At 60.6% G+C, this 23,699-nt stretch carries 24 protein-coding genes; 12 read left to right on the top strand and 12 right to left on the bottom strand.

Features of this window, described 5'->3' with window-relative positions; all coding sequences use genetic code 11:
• Nucleotides 1–7: 7 nt before the first annotated feature.
• Both ACILSL_RS09685 and lpxB read left to right on the top strand, forming a co-directional pair.
• The gene (locus ACILSL_RS09685) at nucleotides 8–961 is read left to right on the top strand and encodes a Gfo/Idh/MocA family oxidoreductase (RefSeq protein WP_395731813.1); all 954 of its coding nucleotides are present in this window, start codon (nucleotides 8–10) and stop codon (nucleotides 959–961) included.
• Complete coding sequence (gene lpxB, locus ACILSL_RS09680; protein ID WP_395731812.1) at nucleotides 958–2,079, top strand: lipid-A-disaccharide synthase; 1,122 nt, start codon at nucleotides 958–960, stop codon at nucleotides 2,077–2,079. Before ACILSL_RS09685 ends, lpxB begins: the two co-directional genes overlap by 4 nt.
• A 407-nt stretch (nucleotides 2,080–2,486) precedes the next feature.
• On the opposite strand, the gene ACILSL_RS09675 is transcribed toward lpxB, so the two are convergent.
• The 4 genes from ACILSL_RS09675 to ACILSL_RS09660 are packed head-to-tail and all read right to left on the bottom strand — an operon-like array spanning nucleotide 2,487 to nucleotide 7,687.
• Nucleotides 2,487–4,949, bottom strand: coding sequence for a glycogen/starch/alpha-glucan phosphorylase (locus tag ACILSL_RS09675; RefSeq protein WP_395731811.1), 2,463 nt, complete (start codon nucleotides 4,947–4,949; stop codon nucleotides 2,487–2,489).
• A 24-nt stretch (nucleotides 4,950–4,973) separates the two neighbouring features.
• Nucleotides 4,974–5,753, bottom strand: coding sequence for a 16S rRNA (cytidine(1402)-2'-O)-methyltransferase (gene rsmI, locus ACILSL_RS09670; RefSeq protein WP_395731810.1), 780 nt, complete (start codon nucleotides 5,751–5,753; stop codon nucleotides 4,974–4,976).
• A gap of 15 nt (nucleotides 5,754–5,768) precedes the next feature.
• The gene (gene lptE / locus ACILSL_RS09665; RefSeq protein ID WP_395731809.1) at nucleotides 5,769–6,278 is read right to left on the bottom strand and encodes an LPS assembly lipoprotein LptE; all 510 of its coding nucleotides are present in this window, start codon (nucleotides 6,276–6,278) and stop codon (nucleotides 5,769–5,771) included.
• A 59-nt stretch (nucleotides 6,279–6,337) separates the two neighbouring features.
• Complete coding sequence (locus ACILSL_RS09660; protein WP_395731808.1) at nucleotides 6,338–7,687, bottom strand: tetratricopeptide repeat protein; 1,350 nt, start codon at nucleotides 7,685–7,687, stop codon at nucleotides 6,338–6,340.
• 112 nt (nucleotides 7,688–7,799) lie between these two features.
• Here ACILSL_RS09660 and ACILSL_RS09655 point away from each other — a divergent pair, with 112 nt between their 5' ends.
• The 3 genes from ACILSL_RS09655 to ACILSL_RS09645 all read left to right on the top strand — a co-directional run bounded on the left by ACILSL_RS09655 (nucleotide 7,800) and on the right by ACILSL_RS09645 (nucleotide 11,317).
• Entirely contained in the window at nucleotides 7,800–8,723 is a 924-nt protein-coding gene (locus ACILSL_RS09655) for an alpha/beta hydrolase fold domain-containing protein (RefSeq protein ID WP_395731807.1), read from the top strand.
• Nucleotides 8,724–8,763: 40 nt separating this feature from the next.
• Nucleotides 8,764–10,032: a glutamate-5-semialdehyde dehydrogenase gene (locus ACILSL_RS09650; protein ID WP_395731806.1), complete on the top strand. Its 1,269-nt coding sequence runs from the start codon at nucleotides 8,764–8,766 to the stop codon at nucleotides 10,030–10,032.
• A gap of 205 nt (nucleotides 10,033–10,237) precedes the next feature.
• Entirely contained in the window at nucleotides 10,238–11,317 is a 1,080-nt protein-coding gene (locus tag ACILSL_RS09645) for a L,D-transpeptidase (protein WP_395731805.1), read from the top strand.
• 9 nt (nucleotides 11,318–11,326) lie between these two features.
• Here ACILSL_RS09645 and ACILSL_RS09640 read toward each other — a convergent pair whose 3' ends face one another.
• The gene (locus tag ACILSL_RS09640; protein WP_395731804.1) at nucleotides 11,327–12,085 is read right to left on the bottom strand and encodes a DUF3313 family protein; all 759 of its coding nucleotides are present in this window, start codon (nucleotides 12,083–12,085) and stop codon (nucleotides 11,327–11,329) included.
• A gap of 143 nt (nucleotides 12,086–12,228) precedes the next feature.
• Here ACILSL_RS09640 and ACILSL_RS09635 point away from each other — a divergent pair, with 143 nt between their 5' ends.
• Nucleotides 12,229–12,969 (top strand): glycosyltransferase, encoded by a 741-nt coding sequence (locus ACILSL_RS09635; RefSeq protein WP_395731803.1) that lies wholly within the window; start codon nucleotides 12,229–12,231, stop codon nucleotides 12,967–12,969.
• 51 nt (nucleotides 12,970–13,020) lie between these two features.
• Here ACILSL_RS09635 and ACILSL_RS09630 read toward each other — a convergent pair whose 3' ends face one another.
• Nucleotides 13,021–14,562: a LysM peptidoglycan-binding domain-containing protein gene (locus ACILSL_RS09630; protein ID WP_395731802.1), complete on the bottom strand. Its 1,542-nt coding sequence runs from the start codon at nucleotides 14,560–14,562 to the stop codon at nucleotides 13,021–13,023.
• Nucleotides 14,563–14,634: 72 nt separating this feature from the next.
• Nucleotides 14,635–15,729 carry a histidinol-phosphate transaminase gene (gene hisC, locus ACILSL_RS09625; protein WP_395731801.1) on the bottom strand — a complete coding sequence of 365 codons (1,095 nt, stop codon included), beginning with the start codon at nucleotides 15,727–15,729 and terminating at the stop codon, nucleotides 14,635–14,637.
• A 90-nt stretch (nucleotides 15,730–15,819) separates the two neighbouring features.
• Here hisC and ACILSL_RS09620 point away from each other — a divergent pair, with 90 nt between their 5' ends.
• The 3 genes from ACILSL_RS09620 to ACILSL_RS09610 all read left to right on the top strand — a co-directional run bounded on the left by ACILSL_RS09620 (nucleotide 15,820) and on the right by ACILSL_RS09610 (nucleotide 18,370).
• Nucleotides 15,820–17,076 carry an MgtC/SapB family protein gene (locus tag ACILSL_RS09620; RefSeq protein WP_395731800.1) on the top strand — a complete coding sequence of 419 codons (1,257 nt, stop codon included), beginning with the start codon at nucleotides 15,820–15,822 and terminating at the stop codon, nucleotides 17,074–17,076.
• 75 nt (nucleotides 17,077–17,151) lie between these two features.
• Nucleotides 17,152–18,114, top strand: a complete 963-nt coding sequence (locus tag ACILSL_RS09615; protein WP_395731799.1) for a DnaJ C-terminal domain-containing protein — start codon at nucleotides 17,152–17,154, stop codon at nucleotides 18,112–18,114.
• 1 nt (nucleotide 18,115) lies between these two features.
• Nucleotides 18,116–18,370, top strand: coding sequence for a chaperone modulator CbpM (locus tag ACILSL_RS09610; protein ID WP_395731798.1), 255 nt, complete (start codon nucleotides 18,116–18,118; stop codon nucleotides 18,368–18,370).
• A gap of 4 nt (nucleotides 18,371–18,374) precedes the next feature.
• Here ACILSL_RS09610 and ACILSL_RS09605 read toward each other — a convergent pair whose 3' ends face one another.
• The 3 genes from ACILSL_RS09605 to ACILSL_RS09595 form a co-directional block, all read right to left on the bottom strand.
• Nucleotides 18,375–19,736 carry a Gfo/Idh/MocA family protein gene (locus ACILSL_RS09605; RefSeq protein WP_395731797.1) on the bottom strand — a complete coding sequence of 454 codons (1,362 nt, stop codon included), beginning with the start codon at nucleotides 19,734–19,736 and terminating at the stop codon, nucleotides 18,375–18,377.
• Nucleotides 19,737–19,900: 164 nt separating this feature from the next.
• Nucleotides 19,901–20,383, bottom strand: coding sequence for a hypothetical protein (locus ACILSL_RS09600; protein WP_395731796.1), 483 nt, complete (start codon nucleotides 20,381–20,383; stop codon nucleotides 19,901–19,903).
• Nucleotides 20,384–20,387: 4 nt separating this feature from the next.
• Complete coding sequence (locus ACILSL_RS09595) at nucleotides 20,388–20,708, bottom strand: hypothetical protein (protein ID WP_395731795.1); 321 nt, start codon at nucleotides 20,706–20,708, stop codon at nucleotides 20,388–20,390.
• Between the two features lie 151 nt (nucleotides 20,709–20,859).
• Here ACILSL_RS09595 and ACILSL_RS09590 point away from each other — a divergent pair, with 151 nt between their 5' ends.
• The gene (locus ACILSL_RS09590; protein WP_395731794.1) at nucleotides 20,860–21,228 is read left to right on the top strand and encodes a HesB/IscA family protein; all 369 of its coding nucleotides are present in this window, start codon (nucleotides 20,860–20,862) and stop codon (nucleotides 21,226–21,228) included.
• A gap of 5 nt (nucleotides 21,229–21,233) precedes the next feature.
• Complete coding sequence (locus ACILSL_RS09585) at nucleotides 21,234–21,794, top strand: hypothetical protein (protein ID WP_395731793.1); 561 nt, start codon at nucleotides 21,234–21,236, stop codon at nucleotides 21,792–21,794.
• On the opposite strand, the gene ACILSL_RS09580 is transcribed toward ACILSL_RS09585, so the two are convergent.
• Nucleotides 21,786–22,004: a hypothetical protein gene (locus ACILSL_RS09580; RefSeq protein WP_395731792.1), complete on the bottom strand. Its 219-nt coding sequence runs from the start codon at nucleotides 22,002–22,004 to the stop codon at nucleotides 21,786–21,788. The two genes, ACILSL_RS09585 and ACILSL_RS09580, sit on opposite strands and share 9 nt — an antisense overlap.
• A gap of 17 nt (nucleotides 22,005–22,021) precedes the next feature.
• Nucleotides 22,022–22,987, bottom strand: a complete 966-nt coding sequence (locus ACILSL_RS09575) for a hypothetical protein (RefSeq protein WP_395731791.1) — start codon at nucleotides 22,985–22,987, stop codon at nucleotides 22,022–22,024.
• Between the two features lie 178 nt (nucleotides 22,988–23,165).
• Here ACILSL_RS09575 and ACILSL_RS09570 point away from each other — a divergent pair, with 178 nt between their 5' ends.
• A complete protein-coding gene (locus ACILSL_RS09570) occupies nucleotides 23,166–23,687 on the top strand; it encodes a pentapeptide repeat-containing protein (protein WP_395731790.1) in 522 nt (173 codons plus the stop codon).
• The last annotated feature ends 12 nt before the right edge of the window (nucleotides 23,688–23,699 follow it).

Genomic DNA, 23,699 nt, shown 5'->3' with positions numbered 1-23,699 from the left:
TTAGATCATGAGTTCCCCTTTCCGCATCGGAGTCGCCGGAGTTGGCGCCATTGGCAAAAACCACGCCCGCATCATGGCCGAGATCGCCGCCAAGAGCGACGGTGCCATCACCTTCTCCGCCGTATATGACGCCGATCCGGCACGCGCCGCTGAATTTGCTGCACAGTATGGCACCCAGGCCGCCAGTGACCTCGCCGACTTCGCGCAGCGTGTGGATGCCGCCACCATTGCCGTGCCGACGATCTTCCACCGCAAAGTCGCTGAGCCGCTGATGCAGGCCGGCATTCATGTGATGGTGGAAAAACCCATCAGCGAATCCTACTCGGAGGCGCAGGCCCTCATCGAACTCGCCAAAGCCAAAAGCGTCATCCTGCAGGTGGGCCACATCGAGCGCTTCAATCCGGTGCTGCTCCAGCTTGAAGAGCGCATGGACAACCCGCGCTTCATCGAGGCGCACCGCCTCTCCCCCTTCCCGAACCGCAGCATCGACATTGGCGTGGTGCTGGATCTGATGATCCACGACATCGAGATCGTGCTGCATCTGGTGAAGTCAGAGCTGATTCAGGTGGATGCCGTCGGCATTCCCGTTTTGACCAAGCGTGAGGACATCGCCAACGCGCGCCTCAAGTTCGCCAACGGCTGCATCGCCAACATCACCGCCAGCCGCATCAGCCCGGAGAAGATGCGCAAAATCCGCGTCTTCCAGAGCGCGAGCTACCTCAGCCTGGACTACCAGGAGCAGAGCGGCTGGATCTACCGCAAGGACGGCATGCAGATCGTGCGCGAAGCGGTGGAAGTGGAGAAGGACGAACCGCTTAAACTGGAAATCGCCGCCTTTGTCGAATGCGCCCGTCATGGCCGCCGTCCGGTCGTCACCGGGCAGGAAGGTGCCGAAGCCGTGCGCATCGCCTTGGAAATCACCGATCAAATCGAGAAGAACGCTGCGCTGGGCGCCTCATGAACCGCATCTTCATCATCGCAGGTGAAGTCAGCGGCGACACCCATGCTGCGGGACTCCTGCGTGAATTGAAAACGCTGGAACCCGACATGAAGGTCATTGGCCTCGGGGGGCCGAAGATGCGTGAAGTCGTCGGTGAAGGCGTGGAGGACTGGGTCGAAACCGCAGGCGTCGTCGGCCTTTGGGAAGTGGTGAAAATGTACCGCTATTTCAAAGAGAAGATGGATGCCGTGCTGGATTCCATCCTCGATCAAAAGCCTGAGGCGGTGATCCTCGTGGACTATCCCGGCTTCAATCTGCGTCTGGCCAAAAGCCTGCGCACCGCCGGTTACAAGGGCCGCATTCTCTACTACATCAGCCCGCAGGTCTGGGCCTGGAAAAAGGGCCGCGTGAAGACCATGGCGCAGGTGCTCGATCTCATGATCTGCATCTTCCCCTTCGAGAAGGAGTTTTATGAGAAGAGCGGCCTGCGCACCGAATTCAGCGGCCACCCCATGGTGGACCGCGTGGTGACGCTGAAACGTGACTGGAAGCGCGAGCCCGGGTTCGTCGGCTGGTTCCCCGGCAGCCGCCACAACGAAGTGCGCCGCCTGTTTCCCATCATGATGGACGCGGCCAAGATCATTAGGGAGGCCGTGCCCAACGCCCGCTTTGTCGTCTCGGCGGCCAACGAAACGCTTGCAGGTTTCATGCGCAACATGACCGACGAGCACGGCATGCCCGAAGCCAAACGCTGGATCGAAACCGGCACCGTCTATGACCTGATGCAGCGCGTTCAGGCCGGTGCCATCGCCTCTGGCACCGCCACACTGGAAGCCGCCTGCTTCGGCCTGCCCTACACACTGATCTACAACGTCAGCTGGCCCACCTACGTCATCGCCAAGCTGGTGGTGCGCATCAAGCATCTGGGCATCGTCAACATCCTCGCCAAACGCGAAGTGGTGAAAGAACTCGTGCAGGGCGATCTCAACGCGCAAACACTCGCCGAAGCCACGCTGGAATTGCTCACCAACAATGCCCGGCGCGAGCAGTTGCAGCAGGATCTCGCAGATGTCGTCGCCACGCTCGGCAGCAGCGGAGCTTACGCACGTGCCGCCAAAGCGGTGCATGAAGCCTTGTAATGCCTTCAGCGGTTGGTCACTCAACGGCGTTCAAAGTCTGCAGAAGTCATACCATGCTCAAATGAAAACAGGTCTGTTTCTCGCTGCCAGGGCGTGCGGGCTTTCTGGAGCGTAGGTCAGCCGTGTTTGGCGGGCGGAGCTTCCGCTGCCCCAGCGCCCCCTTCGCCAAACCGCCCGACTGCGAGGGGCCTCGCAAGGCTCCAGCGCTTGCCGTGTGCTCAAGGCTGCCAGAACGCTTGCAGCCTCAAGACTCCTGCCTCACGCTCATGGACGGATCCATTCTTCGCACTACGTGCTTCGAAGGACACGCGGGCTCTCGCCACGTCCATCCTACATCCCGGCATGAAGCGCCTGCCCGATGCTCTGCTTGAAATACAGGCCCGTTCATTCAGACTCGTTTTCTGTTTTTAGACACCAATCTGCGGCAGGTTCCAGACGTTCTTGGCGTATTCCAAAATCGTGCGGTCGCTGCTGAACTTGCCCATGCGGGCGGTGTTGTGGATGGCCATCTTCTGCCAGCGGGGCTGGTCACGGTAGGCTTTGTCCACTTCGGCCTGGCAGGCGGCATAGCGATCGTAGTCAGCCATGACGAGGAAGGGATCGCCATGGGAGAGCAGGCTGTCGCGCAGCGGTTTGAATTCGTCCTGGTTGCCGGTGAAGTAGTCGGAGGCCAGCCAGTCGATGCTGAGACGCAGGTCTTCGCTGGCGTGGTAGAAGTCCCAAGGATTGTAGCCCTTGGCATAAAGCTCGGTGACTTCTTCGACGGTGAGGCCGAAGATGAAGATGTTTTCCGGCCCCACTTCTTCGAGGATTTCCACATTGGCACCATCAAGCGTGCCGATGGTAAGTGCGCCATTGAGGGCCAGCTTCATGTTACCAGTGCCTGAAGCCTCCTTGCCTGCGGTGGAGATCTGCTCGGAAAGATCAGCCGCAGGAATGATGCGCTCGGCGATGGAGACGCCGTAGTTCGGGATGTAGATGACTTTCAGCTTTCCATTCACGCGTGGGTCATGATTGACCTTGGCCGCAAGGGCATTGATGGCGTGGATGATGTTCTTCGCGAGGTAGTAGCCGGGAGCGGCCTTGGCGCCGAAGATGAAGACACGGGGCGCCATGTCGAAGTTCGGATCGGCGATGATCTTGCGATAGAGAGTGACGATGTGCAGCAGGTTGAGGTGCTGGCGCTTGTATTCGTGCAGACGCTTGATCTGGACATCAAACAAGGCATCCGGGCTGACGCTGACACCACAGGTGTCCTGAATGATCTTGGCCAGGTGGACTTTGTGCCCACGCTTGATGGCCTGGAATTTTTCCTTGAATGAGGCGTCGTCGGCAAACTTGTCGAGCGCAATGAGCTTGGTCGAATCCTTCAACCAGCCGGCACCAATGGATTCGGTGATGAGGGAGGAGAGCTGCGGATTGCACACATCCAGCCAGCGGCGGAAGGTCACGCCGTTGGTTAGATTGAGGAAGCGCTCAGGATACAGCTCAAAGAACTCCGGGAAAAGGCGCTCGCACAGCAGGCGGGTGTGCAGCGCGGCCACACCGTTGGTGGCGTGGCTGCCCAGCACGGACATGTGCGCCATGCGCACTTTTTTCCCGCCACTCTCTTCGATGAGGGAAAGCGCCCGCTTCTTCTCTCCATCCCCCGGCCAGCGCGCCTCGACGTCACCGTCGAGAAAGCGCTGGTTGATTTCATAGATGATCTGCAGATGGCGCGGAAGCACACGTTCAAACAACGCCGCGCTCCAGGTCTCCAGTGCTTCGGGCAGCAGCGTGTGATTCGTGTAGGAGAAGGTCTTCTGGCAGATTTCCCAGGCCTGGCTCCATTCGAGCTTCTCTTCATCCAGAAGGATGCGCATGAGCTCTGGAATGGCGACGGCGGGATGCGTGTCATTGAGCTGCACGGCCGCCTTGGCAGGAAACTCGCTCCATGGCAGATCGTAACCGCCTTTGAACCGGCGCACGATGTCGGCCAGCGAGCAGGCGACAAAGAAGTACTGCTGCACCAGACGCAGCTCCTTGCCGCTCTCGGTGGCATCATTGGGGTAGAGCACTTTGGAGACGGTTTCGGCGATGGCCTTTTCACGCAAGGCCTCGATGTAGCTGCCTTCGTTGAAGACTTTGAAGTTGAAGTCTTCATCCGCCTGCGCCTGCCAGAGTCGCAGCACGTTCACAGTGTTGCTGTCATAGCCGACGATAGGAATGTCCCACGGCAGACCCAGCAGGCATTTGGTTTCAACCCACTCGTGGTGCGGCCGGCCAAACTCGTCGAATTTTTGGATGGTATGGCCGTAGAGATGCACCGTCTGGCGGTAGGAGGGTCGCGCAATTTTCCAGGGGCTGCCATCACGCATCCACGCGTCGGGATGCTCGACCTGCTTGCCGTTGACGAACTCCTGGCGGAACAAACCAAACTCGTAGTGAATGCCATAACCGATGGCTGGCAGATCCATGGTGCTGAGCGAATCCATGAAGCAGGCGGCGAGACGCCCCAGGCCGCCGTTGCCAAGCCCCATGTCAGGCTCCTTCTGCACCAGGGTGTCGAGATCTTTGCCCATTTCAGAGAGCGCCACTTTGGTGGCATCGTAGATTCCGGCATTGCGCAGATTGTTCTCAAGGAGGCGGCCCATGAGGTATTCGAGCGAGAGATAATGCACGCGCCTCACCCCCTGGGAACGATGCTGACGGCGTGACTGCGTGGCGCGCTCCATGACGCGATCCCGCACGGCGAGCGATGTGGCGACATACCAGTCGTTCTCGCTGGCTGTTTCAATGTAGGCCCCCAGGGTGAAACGCAGGTGATTGGTGATCGAAAGCTTAAGGCTGTCGGTGGTGTTGAGGACGGCGCAGTTGGCGAGGGCTTCCATGGGATAGGCAGAGTTGAGAATGAGTTACCAGGTCAACCACTTGGGAGGATCGACCGGCGCGATGAGGAGAGTGATTTCTCCTTTGGGCGTTTTGGTTTGGTAGTAAGATAGCAGGATGCTTGCCGGGCCACGTTTGAATTCCTCAAACTTTTTCGTCAGCTCCCGTGCCACCACCACCCGATGCTCCGGCGCAGCCTCCGCCAGAATCGCCAGCGTATCGACCAGACGGTAGGGGCTTTCGAAGAAAATACTGGTGCAGTCACGCTGCAAGGCGGCGGTCAGCATGGTGGTGCGGGCCCCTTTTTTGTGAGGAAGAAAACCACCAAAATAAAACGGCGTGGTGGGCAGGCCTGACGCCGCCAGCGCCGTGAGGACGGCGCTGGGGCCGGGAATGCTCTCCACGTGCAGACCAGCCCCGACCACTGCCCCGACGAGGCGCTGTCCGGGATCTGAAACCGTGGGCATGCCCGCATCCGAAATCAGCGCCACGCTGCCCCCCTGGCGGATATGCTCCAGCAACTGGGGAATGCGATGCGCCTCATTGTGTTCATTGAGGCTGATGAGCCGCGCACGAATGTCATGATGCTTGAGAAGCATGCCCGAATGACGGGTGTCTTCGCAGGCCACCAGATCGGCGATACGCAGGGTGTCGAGCGCGCGCTGCGTGATGTCGCGCATGTTGCCGATGGGCGTGGCCACCAGGTGGAGGCCCGGAGCCAAACGCCCCGTGGCGACCACGGGCTCCAGCATTTCATCATCTGCACCGTCTAACTGCTCAGCGGCTGAATCCGGTTCCGACGACATGGTGCGGACAGATGATTACCAGCCTTCGGAAATCTGATCCGAAAGATTGTTGGCCAGACGCTGCGCAGCGTCTTCCAAGAGCTGAGTTTCTGACAGTTGAAGATTGGCTTCAAGGATGATGTAAGAATCAGCAGTGGCGTTGCCCGTATGCAGCACCTTGCCAGAGGCGGTGTCCGTGACGGTGAACAGGCAGGTCAAAGTGGCCATGATCTGCGAGCTGCGCAGAACGTTGTTAAGGTCAGAACGGAACTGGGTGCGGTTGATGTTCGCAACCTTCCCCTGCAGCACCGCTTCAGCCTCGCTTTTGGCCACGATCTGATACGAGCCGTGGTTTTGCAGCTGTTTAATGACCGCGTTCGTCACCAGCGAGGCAAGTCGGGGCTCCAGCGTGAGATTTTCAAAGGTGGGCACCGCGAGCTTGGTGACGTGGCTAAGATGGGCAGGCTTGTGTGCGCCCAAGGTGTAGCCCGCGCAACCGGAGAGCATGAGGCAGCCAGCTGCCAGCAGAAGAAAAAGCGATTTCATCCAAATAATTTAAGAAGTGACCAGCCCAGTAATGGAGTGCTGCAATGCCCGTGCAAGAATTATGACGCGGGCTTCGTCGTGGAAGGCACGGGCGGAACTGGCGGCGCTGGCACCGCTGAACCCGGTGCGCGCGGCAGCATGGAGGGCACACCTGGAGATGGTGGAACAGGCAGCAAGGCCGGTTTTTCAGTCTCAGGCACCGGTGGCAGCAAGGAGCCTGCTCCTGGCGTGGTGGCCCCCGGACGGAGCGGCAGCGTCGGCTCCTGCAAAGGAATCGGCACGAAACCTTCGTCTCCCGTGCGCATTTTCGGCTTCTGGCTGAGGCGGGCCAGCTCCGGAGCCAGCGGACCGACATAATCATCACGCGCCTTCAAGTTCTCCGCCGTCAATGAGGTGTAGTCCTGACCCGGTCCCTTCTTGGCATCTTCTACACCCGCAGGGTCAGCGGCGGCGAGTTCGGCCAGCATGGTGCGCGCCTGGGCGGAAACTTCGGGAGAGCCAAACTTGAGCGCTTCATTGAGATAGATGGCCGCAGCCTTGGTTTTGCCGACACGCTGATAAAACTTGGCCACGGTGAGCGATTGATTGGCCTCGGCGGTGTTGACCTGATGCAGGATCATTTCAGTCTCCTGTTTGCGATCTCCTCCGGGATTGGTGGCGATGTAGGTGCGCAAGGCATCACGGGCGGCCAGCAGGTTGGAGGCATCTTCACTGCGCTGTGCAGCAATGTTGCTGATGGAGCCAATGCGGAACTGCGCTTCAGCCGCCTGGGATGTGTGCGGATAGTTTTCCACCACCTTGTTGTAGGCGGCGACGGCCTTGTCCTTCTCCTTCAGGTCCTGCTGGATTTCAGCGATGCTGAACTGGGCCAGCGGGGCATATTTGCCAAAGGGAGCGTTCTTGATGATCTTCTCGTAGAATTTGATCACCTCAGACGAGTTCATCTTCATGCTGATCAGCAGCATCCCGCGCTGCTTTTTGCCACCTTTCGCCTCTTCGGCGATCTCATACTGCTTCTCGATGGCCTCGCTGAAATGCGGGCTGTCACGGTAGGATTGAATGAAGGTCTGGAACGCTTCAAACGCATCGTCCATCTTGCCGTTGTGACGGATGATGACGGCATTGTGGAAGGAAGCCTCCGCCGCGCTCGGGGTGAAGGCGTATCTTTTCACAATCTCCTGATACAGCCCCTGTGCCTTGCCGACTTTGCCAGCGTTCTCAGCCTGACGGGCCTGCGCCAGCATGGCCGAGGCGGCGAGTTCCTGCGATTCACGCTCGCTGTCCACAGGCACCACCTTGTCCTTCTTGCCTGAAAACGGCCAGAGCGCGGAGGATGCAGTCGTCAAAGCAAGGAATGAAACGGCACATGCCAGAAGGACTGGCAGGCGGGCGTGGGGGAAGAAATTCATCGCCTCAGTTATAAGTTCTAGTTAAGCATGCGTCAAGGTGGCAACACGCCAGTCTCACTGCGCCCTCACGGCCCTTGTTTTGCCCCCGCGCCCGGTTTATGGGACCCCCGTCATGCGCTTTTTGCTGCTTCTCGCCCTCACCTTTCCCATCTTGGCCCAGTGCCAGAAAGTCTCATCCGCCCCGGCTGGGTATCGAGCGCTGCGGAATCTGGACTATGTCGGCGCTGGCGATCCGCGTCAGATGCTCGATCTCTACCTGCCTGAGGTCAAGGCAGACAAACCGCACCCGCTGCTCGTTTACATCCATGGCGGCGGCTGGGAGGCCGGCAGCAAGAATGAGGCGGATGTGCTGCTGGGACTCATCCAAGGCGGCACGCCCTATGCCGGGGCCAGCCTCAACTACCGCCTCACTGACCAAGCCCAATGGCCCGCTCAGATTTTTGACTGCAAAGCAGCCATCCGCTGGCTGCGCGCCCATGCGAAGGAATACAATCTCGATCCCGACAAGATCGCCGTGTTCGGCATCTCTGCGGGCGGACACCTCGTCAGCATGCTTGGCGTCACCGGCGGAGTGAAGGAGCTCGAAGGAGAACTGGGCAAACATTTGGACCAAAGCAGCCGCGTCTCCTGCGTGCTCGACTTCTGCGGCCCGTCCGACTTCCTCACCTTCGGCGGCAAAGGCAGCGTCATCGACCCTGACGATCCCAAAGGTGCGCTGGCCAAGCTCATCGGCGGGCCGCTGAAGGACCGCCGGGAAGAGGGCCGCAAGGCCTCACCCGTCACTTACATCACCCCGGACGACGCCCCCTTTCTCATCATCCATGGGGACAAGGACCCCCTCGTCCCCTACGCGCAGGCCACGGAGCTTGATACCGCACTGAAAGCAGCACACATTTCCTCCACGCTGGTCACTGGCTCAGAAGGCGGCCACGTCTTCTTGAGTGGCCCGCTGCTGGAACGCATGTACGCCTTCAATGCCCGCCACCTGTTCGGCAAAGACGTCCAAATCCCCGAAGGAGCCGTTCCTTCCAAGTAATCCCCCAGCGCAATCGTCCCGGCTGCCCCCCTCTTTTTCAATGACCGACACCGAAATCAAGTCCGCCATCCTCGACATGGGCCGCCGTGCCCGTGCCGCCTCGTATGCCCTCGTCAAGCTGACGTCCGAACAAAAGAACGCCATCCTCGTGGCCATGGCAGACGAGATCATGGCCCGTCAGGAGGCCATTCTCGCCGCCAATGCGCTCGACCTCGCCCGGGCGGAGCAAAACGGACTGAGCAAGGCCATGATCGACCGCCTCACGCTTGATCCAAAGCGCCTCAAAGCCGTGGCCGATGCCGTGCGTGAAGTCGCCCTTCTGCCCGATCCCGTGGGTGAAAAGCTCACCGACTGGACCCGCCCCAACGGCCTGCACATTCGCAAAGTCCGCGTCCCCATCGGCGTCATCGGCATCATCTTTGAGTCACGCCCAAACGTCACCACAGACGCCGCCTCCCTCTGCTTCAAAACCGGCAACGCCACCATCCTGCGCGGAGGCAGCGAGGCCATCGACAGCAACCGCGCGCTTGCCGCCGCACTCCAGGCCGGAGGCGAACGCGCCGGACTCCCGCCCGACAGCATCCAGCTCATCCCCTTCACCGACCGCGCCAGCGTCGAGCACATGGCGCAGATGGATCAATACCTCGACCTCATCATCCCACGCGGTGGCAAAGGCCTGATCGAAAAAGTCGTGGCCACCGCGCGCATGCCCGTCATCAAGCACTACGACGGCGTCTGCCACGTGTATGTCCATGTGGATGCGGATCTCGACATGGCCGCAAACATCATCGTCAACAGCAAGTGCCAGAAACCCGGCGTGTGCAATGCCCTCGAAACCATCCTGGTGCATGAGGATCTCGCCGCCACATTTTACCCGCTCGTGGGTCAGCGTCTCTACGAGGCCGGGGTCGAAATCCATGCGGATGCCACGGCACTGCAGCACCTCGGCGTAGAGGCCCATCCGGCCAGGGAGGAAGACTGGAGCACCGAGTACCTCGACCTCATCCTTGCCGTCAAAACCGTCAGCGGATTGGATGAAGCCATCGCGCACATCAACCGCTACGGCTCCCACCACACCGACAGCATCATCACCAAGGACCGCGCCGCCGCCGAACGCTTCCAGCATGAGGTCGACAGCGCCGTCGTCCTGCACAATGCCAGCACACGGTTCAACGATGGTGGCGAATTCGGCTTCGGCGCCGAGATCGGCATCTCCACGGACAAGCTGCATGCGCGAGGCCCCATGGGGCTGGCCGAGCTGTGCAGCTACAAATACCTCGTGGATGGCAGCGGGCAGGTGCGGGGCTGAGCCCACAATCCATCTCCCCAAAGAGCCAAACCGCCCGAAGCAGCAGTCATGGACAGCGCCTGCCCCTTCCCAGGCATGGCATCTTTCTTGCGCGCATTTGCCCGGCGCCGCGCATCTTTGCTTGCGGTCTCGTGCGTAACCGTTCTCTTTGCAGGGCTTAATTTCCAGCAAGGCCACGCAGTTGCGACAGGCTTTTCATGTCCCTATGAACCCTCTGTTCTCCCGTCTTCTCCCCCTGTTCCTTCTCGCCTGCGCCTCCGCATCGGCGGTGATCCCTGATCCGCTGCCGAAGGCACCTGAACCCATTGATGACATCCTGCGGCTGCAGATCTTCCTGGACACGCAGCTCTTCGGACCGGGCAAGCTGGACGGTCGTCCCGGGGAGTTCACCACGAAGGCGCTGAAGCGTTACCAGAAATCCCATGGGCTGCCTGAGACGGACATGGAAACGCATGCGCTGGACCTCTCCAGCGTGCCGGAGATCTACACCACCTACACGATCCGCGAAGAGGATCTCAAGTTCGTCGGAGAACTGCCCCGCCAGCCGTCCGCACAGAGCAAGAAGAAGTACCTGCCCTACGACTCCCTGCTTGAGTTTTTGACCGAACGCTTTCACTGCGCGCCGGAGATGCTGGAGTTCATCAACAAGCCCCTGAAGCTGGACACCCTCAAGCCAGGCGATGTGGTCAAAGTCCCTGCGGTGCAGCCGTTCCTCATCGAACAACTCACGGAAATTCCCAAACTCCCTGAAGTGCCGGAATTTCTCACTCGCGTCATCAAGATCGACACGCGGGAAAAGGTGCTCGACCTTTGGGACGGTGACAAGCTGCTCGCCACTCTGCCCATCACGCCCGGCAGCGGCCATCTGGCCACCCCGCCCGGCACCTGGCGCATCCTGGGCATCACACAGATGCCCACCTTTCGCTGGGACAAGAGCGTGCTCGAATACGGCGTGCGCAGCGGCAACTTTTACGAACTGCCCATCGGCCCAAACAACCCTGTGGGAGTCATGTGGATCGGCTTGAACCGCCCCGGCATCGGCATTCACGGCACGAACTCGCCGCAGAATATCGGCCGCACTTCCAGCCATGGCTGCATGCGCACCGCCAACTGGGACGTGGTGCGGCTGGTGAAGCTGATCACCCAGGGCATGACGGTGATCATTGAAGGTCCGGCCCCTGAGCCACGTCCGGTCGTGATCGCCAAGGCGCTGCCTGTGGCCCCTGCTCCGCCACCACCCGCACCCAAGCGCGGCTTCTTCTCCAGACTGTTCGGCAGGAAATAGAGATGACGCTCAATTGGGCCGCAGCGTGATGGAACCCGAATCCTTGACCTTCCACCCCTGCGGTGAGCGCGTCATCTGCTCAAACTGCATGGCCCAGTAGCGAATGGTGTTCATGGCATGACCATAGGGCTGATAATCCCGCAGATTGATGAACGTCAGCTTGTCGCTCTCGTTGTCAGCAAACTGGAAGAAGGCCCGGCCTGACACGGAGTCCACCACCTTGCCCTCGATCGCCATGTTGCCTTTGGTGAAATACGCCGCCAGTCCGATCACGGGCGTCACCACAAACTTCAGCACCGTGACCACCGCGTTTCCCTTGGGGCTGGTGGGATTGAGTTCAGTGATCGCCAGTTGCAGCGTCAGCGTATCTTTGCCGGGCTGGCTCACGAGTCGGTAGAGCGGCGTCGGCGAGTGACGGAAGGCGGCCACAAACTCCTCACGCAGGCGCACCGCCACATCCACCTCCCGGCGCTGCACCCCGCCCCAGGCGACCTCGCCGGAAGAAAAGGCCCGGTTCAGCGGACGCAAATAACGCAGCGTCACCGGAGCGATGAAGAGCTTTCGCTTCGCCTTTCCCTGCGCGAGCAGCTGTGGATCAGGCGTGGTCCAGATTTTTTGAAACCCCAGCTGAGCACGGGCATCCTGCGCCAGCCATGGCTGCTCAAAAAAAGGCGACAGACCGACGGGCTGCGCTTTGAGCATGCGATTCGTCGAACTGCATGCAGGCAGCACCAGCAGCAGCGCGAAAATGGAGTGCGAAAAACGCATGGTGGATGAGTCCCCGATAAAGACACAGAACCCCACTGTTCCGCAATACCAGACCATTGCAGCCGTACAAAAGATGCCCTGCCTCAACGGATTTAGCTTTTACCGCCCACGCTTTCTGCCGAACATCGGTCATCAGTCCTTTCATGCCACCAGCCACCGTTCATATCGTGATTCCCTGCTATCAGGAAAGCGGGCGCATCGGACCTTTCCTCACGGAATTGTGCGCGGTGACGCATGAACTCGGAGGCGTGAGCATCCAGGTCGTGGAGGACGGCTCAGACGCAGAGGAGGCTGCACGCATGCGTGACATCGTCACCCCGCTCTGCCTCCAGCACGGGCATCTGCTCACCCCCATGTTTCTGCCTCAAAATCTGGGCAAAGGCGGTGCCGTGTATGCCGGCTGGGATCAGGCTCCTCCGGTGGACTGGCTCGCTTTCGTGGATGCAGACGGCTCCTGCTCCGCCACTGAAGTCGCCAATCTCATCCATCGTGTCCGCCTGCAGCCTTCCCCGCTCACGGCCGTGTTTGCCTCCCGCTGGGATCAGACCAGCTCCAAGGTTCAGCGGCAGTGGAAGCGCCGGCTCATGGGCCGTATCTTTGGCACTCTCGTAGCCACCCTGCTGCGCATCCCCATTCACGACAGTCAATGCGGGCTCAAATTCGTGCCTCGCTCCGCCTATCTGCGCATCGCCCCGACCCTTCGCATTCATGGTTTTGCCTTTGATGTCGAGCTGCTCGCCGCCCTGCATGACAGCGGCTGCGGATTTGAGGAAGCCTCCATCGCCTGGCATGAAACCCCCGGCGGCCATGTGCATTTGATCCGCGACTCGTTCCGCATGGCACGGGATGTTCTCGCTATCCGCAAACGCCGCGCGAAACGCTGATTCGTAGTGCAAGCGTCCCGCTTGCACCATGCGGACAGCCCCGATTTGGTATTACTCCCACTTCAACTCGGTGCCCGCAGGCAGCAGGCGCACAGCACGGGCGATGTCCCAGTTCGTCATGCGAAAGCCGCCGATGCTTTCCTGCTTCGTCATCATGCCGGGGATGCTGGTGCCGTGCAGACCGTAGGGCAGCGGTTTGGGATCACTGCTCTTGGCCAGATTGATCCAGACAATGCCCACCGGATTGTTGGGTCCGGCAGAGAGCCGGTAGGGCACAGTCATCGGTGCGGCAGGATCACCAGTGCTCGATAGACGAGGACGCGCAACGACATCGAGAATCTTCCACGTCTTGCGCCCGCGCAGTCCGGGGCGCGCCGCTGAGACCGGCATGCTGGCAATCACGACGTCTCCCCGGCGAATGATCAGCCGGTTCACTCCCAGCATGCTGGCGGAGATGGGGGCCGCAGGATCGGCGGCAGGCTGCAGGGGCTCCGCCAGCGCATTTTCAATTTCGAACGGCATCACATTCGGCACTAGAAACACCGCACCGGGCACATTGGCATTTTTGACGCCAGGATTGATATGCCGCAGGAACGACTCGGCGGCATGAAACCGCTCGGCCACAAACTCCCATCCGGAGCGGTAGGACATGAAAGTCTCATGCGTCAGCTCTTCAAAAGTGGGTGGCGGCTCCACAGCCTTGCCCTTCTTCTTGCCTCCGGAAGCGCTGCCGGGATGAGGTGAGATCCAGCGCATGTCCGCTGCCGTGAGCACATACTCGACATAGGGGCCGCCAATGGCTTTCATCGCGGCGGAGGGCTTGCCTTCCGGAGTGTGCAACTCTCCAGGATGTGCTTTTTCAAAGGCCTTGTACGCCGCGTCATACACCGGCCCCGCCGTTCCATCAATCGGACCGATGGTGAATCCCTGCCGGTCCAGAAAAGCCTGAATGAGCACCAAGGATGCAGCCCCCCAGGCCGCAGGTGGCAGCGCACGGTGAGGTTTCGTCGCGATCAAAACCGGTGCCTCCTCCTTCACGGGGCTTGGTGCTTTTTTGGGCTTCTCCTTGGGCGGGTTCTTGGCCGCCGCTTTTTCGGCGGCCACTGCGGCAGCGACCATGGCCTTGATGTCACTCTCCCCGGGAACTTTCACCACCTGACCGATGACGATCCGGTCATTCTTCATGTCATTGAAGATTCTGAGCTGGTCCACCGTCACGCCATTGGCACGCGCGATCTTGGTGAGAGAGTCTCCCTTCGCCACCACGTGTTCGATCATCGCCGCTGGAGGACCTTGGGGGGCGACCTTGATCGCAGGCGTTATTTGGGCCCCAGTTCCAGGCGTGAACTGAGCACCGGGCTTTGCCCCAGAAGCTTCCACCGGCACATCCACCGGCAGGCCCCAGCCAGCGGCATCCGAAGGCTCCACCAGCCAAGGCCACTTCACCGCCAGCTCCAACCCGGGCTCAATGGTGGGAATCGCCGGCTTCACCGTTTCCACCTGGGCCATCATCATTCCTGGCAGACAAACCGCCAGCACGGGCACAACACGAAGCCCCCTCGTGAACTTCGATGGCAAAAGTTTCTGCATCATGCGGCATTCAATCCGCATTTGCTGCATTCACAAGTTTCTGTTCACACCGGCGGGGGAAAACCTCCGCGAGTCCTATTTCCCCAGCACCTGCTTCAGCACCTCGATGCAGCGCTCGTTCTGCGGCATGGTGCCGATGCTGATGCGCACCCATTCGGGAAGCTTGTAGGCGGCCATGGCGCGGACGATCACGCCCTTGTCCATCATGGCTTTGAAGACGGCGTTGCCATCGCCGACTTTGACGAGGACGAAGTTGGCGTAGCTGGGGATGTATTCGAGACCCATCTCGCCAAACTGCTGCTGCAGGTAGGCGCGGCCTTCGTCGGTGATGGCCTTGGTCTTGTTCTGGTGCTCTTCGTCGAGCAGTCCGGCCAGCGCACCCGCCTGGGCGATGGAGTTGAGATTGAACGGCTGCCGCGTGCGCTGCAGCACGTCGATGAGCTCCTTGTTGGCAATGCCGTAACCGACACGCGTGCCTGCGAGCCCCTGGATCTTCGAGAACGTGCGCAGCAAGATGACATTGCGCCCCTCGCGAACGTACTTGAGCGTGTCCGGCGGATTGTCGAGGAACTCATAGTAGGCCTCGTCAAACACGACGACGACATGATCAGGGACCTTGGCCATGAAGCGGTCAATCTGCTCCTGGGTGACGAGCGTGCCCGTCGGATTGTTCGGATTGGCAATGAAGACCTCCTTCGTGTTCGGCGTGATGGCGGCGGCCATCGCATCCAGATCATGCACGTAGCCGGGATCCGGCACTTCAATGGTGTCAGCACCAAACACCTTGGCCATGAGCTTGTAGACCAGGAAGGCGTGCTCGGCGGTGATGATGTTGTCGCCGGGCTTGAGGAAGGCGTGGCCGATGAATTCGATGACTTCATTCGAGCCGCAGCCCATGATGATGTTGCCCATTTCCAAGCCGAATTTTTCCGCCAGCGCGTTGCGCAGCTTCCACGAAGCGCCATCCGGATAGATATTGACCTCTTTGACGGCCTCCTGCATCGCCGCAATGGCCTTGGGCGACGGCCCGAGAGGGTTCTCATTGGAGGCGAGCTTGATGATGTCCTCCGGCTTCAGGCCGCGTTCACGGGCCACATCTTCGATGGGCTTGCCGGGTTCGTAGGCAACGAGGTCTTTGAGCTGTGGGTTGGCGTAGTTCCAGATGGACATGGTGGGTGGCTTGGAGATCCTTTTCTTGGACTGGGATGGCGGCGAAGGCAAGTCCGTGTAAAGTCTTCATGAGACTTCGTTTAATCACCCATGCCAATCCAGCTTCCCGACACCACGGAACTCCTCCAATCCCTCGGCACCGCCACCGGTCTGGGGCTGCTCGTCGGCTTGCAGCGCGAGTGGGTGCAAAACCGCGTCGCGGGCATCCGCACCTTTGCCCTGCTGACGCTCCTCGGCGCGCTGACCGGCCTGCTTGGCAATGCCTACGGCAGCTGGGTGATCGCGGCCGGGCTGCTCGCCTTTGCCTGCATCGTGGTGTTTGGCACCTGGCTCAGCCTGGCCTCGCGTGAGCCGGACTCCGGTCTCACCACGGAAATGGCGATGCTGGTGATGTTCGTCGCGGGCATCATCACCATGCTCGGGGAGCGGCTCATCGCCGTCATGATTGCCGGTGGCGTCATGGCGCTCCTGCAGAGCAAGAAGGCGCTGCATGCGATGGTGCGGCGCTTTGGTGAGGATGATCTGCGCGCCATTGTGCGTCTGGTGCTGCTGGGCCTCGTGATTCTGCCCGCGCTGCCGAACCGCGAGATGGGCTATCTCGGCGTGCTCAACCCTTTTGCAATCTGGCTCATCGTGGTGCTCATCGTGGGCATCAGCCTTGCAGCCTACATGGCGGAAAAATACCTCGGCGGCTCCGAAGGAGCCGCCTTGGCGGGCATCCTGGGCGGGCTCATCTCCAGCACCGCAACGACGGCCAGCAGCGCACGTCGCAGCAAAATTTCCACTGCCGGCAGCCTGTCGCTCGCCTCCATGGCCTTGATTGCCTCCGCCGTGGCGTTTGTACGCCTGCTCGGGGAGGTGGTGATCGTCGCTTCCGATCACATCCGCGAACTTCTGCCACCGCTCATCGCCATGATGTTATGGGTCGGGCTGATCGCCGCCGTGGCGCATCGGCTGGCAGCACATGCCGACTCAGAACCGGTGGATGAGCCCCCACCGTCCGAACTGAAAAATGCAGTCGTCCTCGGTCTGCTCTATGCGCTGGTGCTGGTCATCCTGGCCTACACCCGCCAGCACAGCAGTTCCGCCGGCATGTACGTGGCTGCATTTCTTGCCGGCCTCCCGGACATGTCGGCCATCACGCTCTCCACCTCACGGCTGGTCAACACGGGGCACCTCGAAACATCCGTCGCCTGGCGCATGATTCTCGTCGGCGGCATGGCCAATCTGTGTTTCAAAATGTTTTTTGTGATCGCCCTCGGTTCACGTGCCTACATCAAGCCTGCATTGCTCGGTCTGCTGCTGTCGGTCGCAGGAGCCGGGGCTATTCTGGCGTTCTGGCCCTGAAGTCTGGCCATCCGCTCAAAGAATGCAGGATGAATCACAACGACATGCTGCTGCACGACGTAAATATTAACCATCATGCCCGCCGAATTTAAAGACTACTACGCCACGCTCGGCGTCGCTCGCGACGCCAGCGCGGACGAGATCAAGAAAGCCTTCCGGAAACTCGCCCGCCTCTACCATCCCGACACCGCCAAGGACAAAAAGACCGCCGAAGCCAAGTTCAAGGAGATCAACGAGGCCAACGAGGTGCTCAGTGATCCGGAGAAGCGCAGGAAGTATGACACCCTGGGAGCCAACTGGCAGGACGAAGGAAACTTCCAGCCCCCACCGCGCGGAGCGGGCGGCCATGAACAGGAGTTCCACTTTGGCGGCACCGGCTTCAGCGATTTCTTCGAGCAATATTTCAGTGGCGGCAGCCGCTATGGCTTCCCGCAGGGCTTTGAAGAAGAAGTCCCCACCGGTGCCGCAAAGAAAGGCCGCGCACGGCGAGGCCATGACATCGAGGGCGACATCCTCGTCACGCTGGAGGAGGCCATGCACGGCACGCAGCGGCCCATTTCGCTGCAAACTGTGAACCGCCAGACCGGTGCGGTGCAGACGCACAGCTTCGAGGTGCGCATCCCGCCCGGTGCCACCGATGGACGCCGCATTCGCGTGCCCGGCCAGGGCGAACCCGGCCACAATGGCGGCCAGGCGGGAGACCTCTATCTGCGCGTGCGCCATGCCGCCCATCCCGAATTCACCACCGAAGAAGCCGATGTGCACCATGATCTCGACCTCGCTCCTTGGGAGGCGGTGCTGGGCGCGGAGGTGATCGTGCCCACCCTCGACGGCTCCATCAAACTGCGCGTCCCCGCCGGCAGCGAAAACGGCCAGAGCCTGCGCGTGCGCGGGCGCGGCCTGCCCAAAGGCAAGTCCGCCGAACGCGGCGACTTCTTCGTCAAACTCCAGATCGTGCTGCCGACCAAGCTCGGCGATGCCGAGCGCACGCTCTGGGAGCAGCTGCGCAGCACCTCCACCTTCAACCCACGCGCCTGATATGAGCGACTTCACACCTCAAACCTACTCGCTGGAAATCCTCGCCGAGACGACCGGTGTCTCCACGCAGATGATCGTGCAGTATCAGGAACACGGCATCATCCATCCGGACTTCGATGACGAAACCATACGCACCCTGCGCCGCATTGAGGCGCTGCGCGAAGCCTGCGAGATGAACCTCAACGGCATCAAGCTGCTCACGCAACTGCTCGATGAAGTCGAGCAGCTGCGCCAGGAACTGCGCATCAGACGCTGAGATCTTACGTGAACTGCGTCACCCCGGGCACCGGCATCGGCGTTGGCTCAAATTTGTCGCCAAACTGCAGATTGTCAGGCGCGAGATCCTGCTTGGAGGACAGCATCGCCAGCGCCACACGCGTGGATTTTTTATCCTTCTCTCCTGCAGGTGCAGCCTCTTCCTTCCAGAGAATCTTCTGCCCCGTGTAGGCGGCTTCACGTCCCATGATGGCAATGAGCGTGCTGCTCATCATGCGGTCTCCGTCATTGATCACCTCGCCTTTGCGGATGGCATTGAAGAGCGCCTGATGCTCCAGGTCATACATGTTCTTCTCCTCACCGCGCCAGCGCCAGCGCTTCTCACCGTCGATGAACGGCGCAGAACCTTTGCCGATGACCAGCTTGCCTTTGGTGCCCTGGATGTTGTCGATGACTTCGTTGTGGCAGCCGTTGATCTGACGGTTGGTGATGTGGCAAAGAATGCCGCCATCCCATTCAAAGGCGCAGTGGAAGTGGTCAAAGATGTTGCCGCCTTCTGCCTGACGCTGGCGCCCGCCAGTGGCGATGACGCTGACAGGAGGAGTGTCCTTCATGGCCCAGCAAATTTTGTCGAGGCTGTGCACCGCCTGCTCCACGAGGCTGTCACCGCTGAGCCAGGAGAAATTGTACCAGTTGCGCACCTGCCACTCCACATCGCCCATCCCGGCGGGGCGTCCTGCCGCAGGCGGCATGACTTTGACCGGGCCGGCATAATAGGTCGCCAGAATGCTGGTGATGTCGCCGATCTGACCTTCATGCAGCCGCTTGTAGCATTCGATGCGGCTGGTGGAGTAGCGCCAGCAGAAGCCCGCCACGAGGTTCAGCTTCTTCTGCTTCGCTTTTTCGACCGCCGCCTGGGCCACACGATAGCCTGCCGCATCCACCGCCATCGGCTTCTCGCAGAAAATGTGCTTCCCTGCCTCGACCGCCGCCGTGAGGTGCAGCGGGCGGAACCCAGGAGGAGTGGCCAGCAGCACCACATCCACGCCGCAGTCGATGAGCTTTTGATACGCATCCAGCCCCGTAAATTTCTTGTCCGGCTTCACATCGACGCGATCTGGAAAACTCGCGGAGAGATTCTTGATGCTGTTCTCGATCTGCGTGTCGAACGCATCCGCCATCGCCACGATTTTGGAATTGTAATCCGCGCCCAGCGCCTGCGCTGCAGCCCCTGTCCCACGGCCACCGCACCCGATGAGGCCGATCTTCAATGTCTCATTCGAGTCCGCCTTCTGCTGCGCGAGCAAGCTGCCTGCGGAGGTGAAAATGGCCGGAGCAAGCAAGGCTCCACCACTGGCATTGAGAAAACGACGACGTGAAAAAGCGGAAACGGCTGGGTCAGACATGGGTACAGAGATTGGTTGCAAACAGAGTTGAGATTTCGGTATGGGAAAGGCAAACCTTTCAGCGAAAGGGCATATTGCCCAGCCCGTCAGCAGGCCATTAGGAAGCCCCTAATGAATGAAACCGAGCACTGAAAAGACATCGCCCGCAAGGGTGCACAGCACCCTCAGACATGCCGTGGGATGATCTTTGTCAGGCCGGATGACTGGGGCGGATGTCCATCGTTGTCGAAATTGCTCAGCGGCTGCGTTTCCACCCGGCTGATTTCGTCATCGGGCGAAGGCTGGAGCAGCGCATCCACCAGGAGCTGCGTGTCTTCCAGAAAGGTCAGCCCGGCGCGGCGCAAAAAGTCCACCTCCGAGGCATGCGTGTGCAGCGTGATCAGCAGGCACTCCCCCTGAAACAAGGCCAGCACAAAGACGCCCTCATAGCCGAACCAAAACGTGTTCACGTCACGGTCGCCACCACTGCCAAAGTGCGCGCGGGCATCATGCAGGGCCTGCAGGAGACGCTCGGCACGAAACTCCTCAAATGGGAGCAGGTTGATCAAAATTTGCCGCCGCCAGCACAGCAGCAGACCATTCACCGAACCAGCATGCTTCAGTCGTTCGAGGGCAGACCTCAGGGAGGGTGTGATAGATGCAGCCATGGGTTTATGCCTCCAGGGAATTGGCACGGGTGAGAAGTTCAAACATCGGCATGCGTTCGCCGATGTGGGCGCCAGCACCGGGATCTTGGGCATCCGTGCCGGCGTCGAAATAAGCAAAATTCAAAGTGAAATCCTCCTCCTGCAGCGTCCCCATCCAGGGCGCTCCCAGTTCCAGGCACTCACCCACTTTCAGTCCAAAGTGCCGCAGCCCTTGGAAATCAGCAGCGTAGTTGTTCACGGCTTCCTGACCGCTGTCACTGGAGACAAGCCCATCTTTCAGGGTGAAGAGTTGCAGGGGGAGAGGGGTTGCCTCGGGTGCGCTCATGGGGATATTCAAGTTGTCCCTCTTACGTCTCAAAAATCCGCTGATGAGGCAAGCATAATCCACGGATGAGACAAAATAGAAATCCCCTGCCCGATTGACACTGCGACCCTTCGCTTTCTTTCGTCCATCTCTGCGCTATCTCTACCTCCCCATGACCGCCGTCGCCCCCAGTTTCAAAATTGGCAATGAAAAGCTCATCAAGGTGCTGCCAAACGCCGCCAACCGTCTCCTTGGCCTGCTCAAAAAGCAGGGCCGCGCTGAAAACGGCGCCCTGCGCGTGGCCGTTGTCGGCGGCGGCTGCTCCGGCCTGCAGTACAAAATGGATCTCGTCGATGGCCCGGCCAACCGCGACATCATGGTCACCTCCAGCGAGGTACGTGTCGTCATCGATCCCAAGAGCGCCCTCTTCGTCTCAGGCTCCGAGCTCGATTACAGCGATGACATCCAGAGCGGCGGGTTCAAAGTGAAGAACCCCAACGCCGTCGTCACCTGCTCCTGTGGTGAAAGCTTCTCCGCCTGAGCCCCATGTCGAACGCCTTTGCCCTCCTCGGCCTGCCGCGCATCGCCGCACTCGATGCCGAGGCGCTCCAGCAGGCCTGGCTGGCGGCCAGCCGCAGCGCGCATCCCGATCAGCCCGGGGGAGATGCCACCCGCGCAGCAGAGATCAACAACGCCTACGAGACCCTTCAGGCCCCCGAAAAACGCATCAAGCATTTGCTGGATTTGCATGCCGTGCCTTGGCGCGCGGTTCCCATCGACGATGCGATGATGTCGCTCTTTGGCCAGTTGGGCCCCGCACTGCAGAGCGTCGCCACTTTTCTCAAGCGCAAACAGACTGCCACATCCGCCCTCGCCAGGGCCCTGCTCGCCCCCGATGAAATGCGGCTGCGTGAACACCTTGAGACTCTCGGCACCACGCTCGATGCCCGGCGCACCACCCTGCTGGCAGACCTGCCCGCCTATGACTCCCGCCTCAGCGCGGGGGACACCACCGCCCTCGCCGACCTGCAAATCCTCCAGGCACGTCTGGCCTATTTCAGCAAATGGCAGGCCCAGGTGCGCGAGGCTTTGCTGAGTTTAATGTGAGCCCTGTTTGCCTTCCGCAGGCACTGGCTCAGCCATGCCCTCGCGCACCCGGCGCAGGCACTCGTCCGGGCTGGCATCCATCGGCAGCGTCAGCGGCTGTGACTGAACGCGCAGATGCCGCACAGCCCCTTCACGGCGGACATGGGTCACCTCGATGTTGTGGGCGGCAAAGAAGCGCACCACGTCCTGATTGCTGGCGTAACGGCTCATGGCTGCAAGGTGGCAGATTAAAAGTCCCCACCACCGCCGAAGTCGCCGCCACCCGAATCACCACCGCTGTCGAAGCCGCCTGAGTCATCGCCAAAACCACCGCCTGAGCTGGTGTAGTCCGTATCGGTGCCGGAGAAGCCGCCATCACTGTGGGACGTGTCCATGGAGTCAGCCCCAAAGGAGGAAGCGGAACTGTGGGAGCCAAAGAATTGATCATACATCCACATGCCGGCAGCAGCGCCGAACATGCTGCCCATCATGTTTTGGAAAAAGCCGCCACCACCATAGCCTGGCTGGCCCATGCCGCCGCCGCCACCGACGCCACCGCCTCCACCGGACATGGAGCGGAACAGCCCGCGGATGAGGCTGAAGCCCACCCAGATCAGCAGCACGATGCCGATCGTCGGCAGCCAGGATGAGCCACCCTCCTTTTGAAAGGCGTGCGCTTTGGAACTGACAGGTCCGGCAGCGCCGTTGCGGTGCGCGCTCATGGTCGTGGAAATGAAATTCACGGCATCAATCAGCGCGTCATCATTCTTCTTGTTCCGCAGCTGTTCGAGCATGCGCTGAATCAGCGTCGTGCGGTCCGCCAGTGTGAAAGCCTGGCGCTGAGTATCCGTGCCCAGGACGACCTGCAGATGCGCAGGCTGTTTCACGAGCAGGATGAAGACGCCGTTCACTTTCTTCGAGCGCGCAAGCTGCTCCGCCCACTGCGAAAAACCACGGTTCGTGGCGGCCTTGTCCGGATGGATCACGGTGGCCTTCATCTCTTCAGGCACCGCGGCGAAGGTCTGCACGGCGATGTCCTTGTGCAGCCGGGTGGAGACGTCGTTGATCGTGCCGGCGGCGTTCACCTTGGCGAATTCAGAAAAGAAGGCTCCGTCATCTTGAATTCCACCGGCGGCAGCGCGTGCACCAGCGGTGCCGAGCAGAAGCGTGGCAGCGAGAGCGGGGAGGAATAAACGGCGTGTGAGTGTGTTCATGGCGGGAGAAGAATACGGCGGGATCATGATCCATGGATACGTGCCGTGCACCTGCGAAACGCGCCTGTTTTTGTAGTCGCTTTCCGGGGCGGCTCAAGTGTGACAAAAACGTAAACAGTGCACAAACACATTACAATGCGCACCTTTACCGGCACACAGGCTGTGTGGACGTTGGTTCATGGAAAAAACAACCTGTCTGGAAGTTCTGAAACAAGGACCCTATGCTTGGAACAGCTTTCTCCTGGATGAAGGCCTCCAATCGGCCTGCTTGAGCGAGGCAAACCTCGGCGGCGCGGATCTGCGCCGCGTGAATCTCGCCCAAGCAGATCTGCACCTCGCGAACCTCAACGGCGCCGACCTCAGCCTGGCCAATCTGCGCGGCGCAGACCTCAGCCTGGCCGACCTCAGAGGTGCGAATCTCAACGGCGCAGATCTCAGTCTGGCCAATCTCGAAGGTGCGGACATGCGCGGGGCCAAATGCACCGGCGTGCAGCTTCTGGGGGCGGACCTCCGTCGTGCGAACTTCCACGACACCGACCTGCGGCGCGCCAATTTTGCCAACGCCAATCTATGCGGAGCAGACCTCAGCGGCACACGTCTGATCCGGGCAAACCTTTTGGGTGCTGACCTCGGCGGCGCAGATCTCACCGGCGTGGTAATGCTGGAAGGCAGGCCCGCTGCCTTGCATGCCAGCGCCTAGCCGGCATGCACA

Source organism: Prosthecobacter sp. (assembly GCF_044222345.1).
In the GTDB taxonomy this organism is placed as follows: Bacteria; Verrucomicrobiota; Verrucomicrobiia; order Verrucomicrobiales; family Verrucomicrobiaceae; genus Prosthecobacter.
Note: the sequence above shows the minus strand (reverse complement) of the source record. Positions and strands in the feature narration are given on the sequence as shown.

What these genes read in the sequence shown, in the direction of transcription:
- ACILSL_RS09685 (WP_395731813.1), top strand. Translation starts at nt 8, where the DNA reads ATGAGTTCCCCTTTCCGCATCGGAGTCGCCGGAGTTGGCGCCATTGGC.
- lpxB (WP_395731812.1), top strand. Translation starts at nt 958, where the DNA reads ATGAACCGCATCTTCATCATCGCAGGTGAAGTCAGCGGCGACACCCAT.
- ACILSL_RS09675 (WP_395731811.1), bottom strand. Translation starts at nt 4,949, where the DNA reads ATGGAAGCCCTCGCCAACTGCGCCGTCCTCAACACCACCGACAGCCTT.
- rsmI (WP_395731810.1), bottom strand. Translation starts at nt 5,753, where the DNA reads ATGTCGTCGGAACCGGATTCAGCCGCTGAGCAGTTAGACGGTGCAGAT.
- lptE (WP_395731809.1), bottom strand. Translation starts at nt 6,278, where the DNA reads ATGAAATCGCTTTTTCTTCTGCTGGCAGCTGGCTGCCTCATGCTCTCC.
- ACILSL_RS09660 (WP_395731808.1), bottom strand. Translation starts at nt 7,687, where the DNA reads ATGAATTTCTTCCCCCACGCCCGCCTGCCAGTCCTTCTGGCATGTGCC.
- ACILSL_RS09655 (WP_395731807.1), top strand. Translation starts at nt 7,800, where the DNA reads ATGCGCTTTTTGCTGCTTCTCGCCCTCACCTTTCCCATCTTGGCCCAG.
- ACILSL_RS09650 (WP_395731806.1), top strand. Translation starts at nt 8,764, where the DNA reads ATGACCGACACCGAAATCAAGTCCGCCATCCTCGACATGGGCCGCCGT.
- ACILSL_RS09645 (WP_395731805.1), top strand. Translation starts at nt 10,238, where the DNA reads ATGAACCCTCTGTTCTCCCGTCTTCTCCCCCTGTTCCTTCTCGCCTGC.
- ACILSL_RS09640 (WP_395731804.1), bottom strand. Translation starts at nt 12,085, where the DNA reads ATGCGTTTTTCGCACTCCATTTTCGCGCTGCTGCTGGTGCTGCCTGCA.
- ACILSL_RS09635 (WP_395731803.1), top strand. Translation starts at nt 12,229, where the DNA reads ATGCCACCAGCCACCGTTCATATCGTGATTCCCTGCTATCAGGAAAGC.
- ACILSL_RS09630 (WP_395731802.1), bottom strand. Translation starts at nt 14,562, where the DNA reads ATGATGCAGAAACTTTTGCCATCGAAGTTCACGAGGGGGCTTCGTGTT.
- hisC (WP_395731801.1), bottom strand. Translation starts at nt 15,729, where the DNA reads ATGTCCATCTGGAACTACGCCAACCCACAGCTCAAAGACCTCGTTGCC.
- ACILSL_RS09620 (WP_395731800.1), top strand. Translation starts at nt 15,820, where the DNA reads ATGCCAATCCAGCTTCCCGACACCACGGAACTCCTCCAATCCCTCGGC.
- ACILSL_RS09615 (WP_395731799.1), top strand. Translation starts at nt 17,152, where the DNA reads ATGCCCGCCGAATTTAAAGACTACTACGCCACGCTCGGCGTCGCTCGC.
- ACILSL_RS09610 (WP_395731798.1), top strand. Translation starts at nt 18,116, where the DNA reads ATGAGCGACTTCACACCTCAAACCTACTCGCTGGAAATCCTCGCCGAG.
- ACILSL_RS09605 (WP_395731797.1), bottom strand. Translation starts at nt 19,736, where the DNA reads ATGTCTGACCCAGCCGTTTCCGCTTTTTCACGTCGTCGTTTTCTCAAT.
- ACILSL_RS09600 (WP_395731796.1), bottom strand. Translation starts at nt 20,383, where the DNA reads ATGGCTGCATCTATCACACCCTCCCTGAGGTCTGCCCTCGAACGACTG.
- ACILSL_RS09595 (WP_395731795.1), bottom strand. Translation starts at nt 20,708, where the DNA reads ATGAGCGCACCCGAGGCAACCCCTCTCCCCCTGCAACTCTTCACCCTG.
- ACILSL_RS09590 (WP_395731794.1), top strand. Translation starts at nt 20,860, where the DNA reads ATGACCGCCGTCGCCCCCAGTTTCAAAATTGGCAATGAAAAGCTCATC.
- ACILSL_RS09585 (WP_395731793.1), top strand. Translation starts at nt 21,234, where the DNA reads ATGTCGAACGCCTTTGCCCTCCTCGGCCTGCCGCGCATCGCCGCACTC.
- ACILSL_RS09580 (WP_395731792.1), bottom strand. Translation starts at nt 22,004, where the DNA reads ATGAGCCGTTACGCCAGCAATCAGGACGTGGTGCGCTTCTTTGCCGCC.
- ACILSL_RS09575 (WP_395731791.1), bottom strand. Translation starts at nt 22,987, where the DNA reads ATGAACACACTCACACGCCGTTTATTCCTCCCCGCTCTCGCTGCCACG.
- ACILSL_RS09570 (WP_395731790.1), top strand. Translation starts at nt 23,166, where the DNA reads ATGGAAAAAACAACCTGTCTGGAAGTTCTGAAACAAGGACCCTATGCT.